Source organism: Streptomyces sp. RP5T (assembly GCF_003933965.1).
Classification (GTDB): domain Bacteria; phylum Actinomycetota; class Actinomycetes; order Streptomycetales; family Streptomycetaceae; genus Streptomyces.
Map to the genome: position 1 here is coordinate 1 of NZ_RSAJ01000995.1, position 1766 is coordinate 1766.

Genomic DNA, 1766 nt, shown 5'->3' on the forward strand with positions numbered 1-1766 from the left:
GGGCGGGGGCGGGAGTTCATCCGCCTCCGGGAGCGGCGACGGCGACAGTTCCACCGGCACCCTCAAGATCGGCGTCCTCGCGCTGGGAGCGGTCGCGGCCCTCTTCGGACTCCGCCGGCTGTTCCGGCGATCGTGAGGCCGCGGGGCCGGCACGGCGTGCCCGCCGCCCGTCCGCCGCACAAGTGACGTCCCGTGCCTTGACGTGTCCATGTGACCTGACTTCCATAGGAGATGCGGGTGATGGGAGCGCTCCCATCGCGTTCCGGGCCCGCGCCTCCCGAGAGGAAGCAGCGAACATGTTCCGCAGCTTGCGAAGAGCGCTGTGCGCGGTGGCGGCGGCCCTCCTGTTGCCGCTGGGCGCCACCGGCCTGCAGACCGCCCACGCCGCCGAGGCGGCCGGAGCCGGTTACTGGCACACCAGCGGACGCCAGATCCTGGACGCCTCCGGGCAGCCGGTCCGGATCGCCGGCATCAACTGGTTCGGCTTCGAGACCAGCAACCAGGTCGTCCACGGTCTCTGGTCCCGCGACTACAAGTCCATGATCGACCAGATGAAGTCGCTGGGCTACAACACGATCCGCATCCCCTACAGCGACGACATCCTCAAGCCGGGCGCGGTCCCCAACAGCATCGACTTCTCCAGCGGCAAGAACGCCGACCTCCAGGGCCTGAACTCCCTCGGCGTCCTGGACCGGCTCGTCTCGTACGCGGGTCAGGACGGGCTCAAGGTCATCCTCGACCGGCACCGCCCGGACTCCGGCGGCCAGTCGGCCCTCTGGTACACCGCCGCGGTCCCGGAGTCCACGTGGATCACCAACCTCAAGGCACTCGCGACGCGTTACAAGGGCCAGAACACGGTCGTGGGCATCGATCTGCACAACGAGCCCCACGATCCGGCCTGCTGGGGCTGCGGGGACACCGCCACGGACTGGCGCCTGGCCGCCCAGCGGGCCGGGAACGCCGTGCTGTCCGTCAACCCCGACCTGCTGATCTTCGTCGAGGGCGTGCAGACCTTCAACGGTGTCTCCGGCTGGTGGGGCGGCAACCTGATGGGCGTCGCCCAGTACCCGGTGCAGCTGAGCGTCGCCAACCGTCTCGTGTACTCCGCCCATGACTACGCCACCAGCGTGGCCCAGCAGAGCTGGTTCAGCGATCCGTCGTTCCCCGCCAACATGCCGGGGATCTGGGACAAGTACTGGGGCTACATCTTCAAGCAGAACATCGCCCCGGTGTGGGTGGGCGAGTTCGGCACCACCCTGCAGTCCACCGTGGACCAGAAGTGGCTGGCCGCGCTGGTGAGCTACCTGCGCCCGACCTCGACGTACGGCGCCGACTCCTTCCACTGGACCTTCTGGTCCTGGAACCCCAACTCCGGTGACACGGGCGGCATCCTGAAGGACGACTGGCAGACCGTGGACACCGTGAAGGACGGGTACCTGGCGAGCGTCAAGGCGCCGGGCTTCCCGGGCTCGGGCGGCGGCGACCCCGGCGGTCCGGGCGACCCGGGCGGCAGTACGGCGGCCTGCACCGCCTCCTACTCCGTGAGCAGCGACTGGGGGAGCGGGTTCAACGCCGAGGTCAAGGTCACCAACTCCGGCACCGTGGCGCTCGGTTCCTGGAAGGTGACCTGGACCTGGCCGGGTGCGCAGAAGGTCACCTCCATGTGGAACGCCTCGTACACCCAGACCGGCTCCACCGTGACCGCGACGAACGCCTCGCACAACGGGGCGGTCGCCGTGGGCGGTTCGGCGAGCTTCGGGTTCGGG

1 protein-coding gene is annotated in these 1766 nt (G+C 69.4%); it reads left to right on the forward strand.

The window, feature by feature from the left end; genetic code table 11:
* Positions 1–296: 296 nt before the first annotated feature.
* A partial coding sequence (locus EHS43_RS43845; RefSeq protein WP_125195974.1) for a cellulase family glycosylhydrolase occupies positions 297–1766 on the forward strand: 1470 nt, incomplete at its 3' end.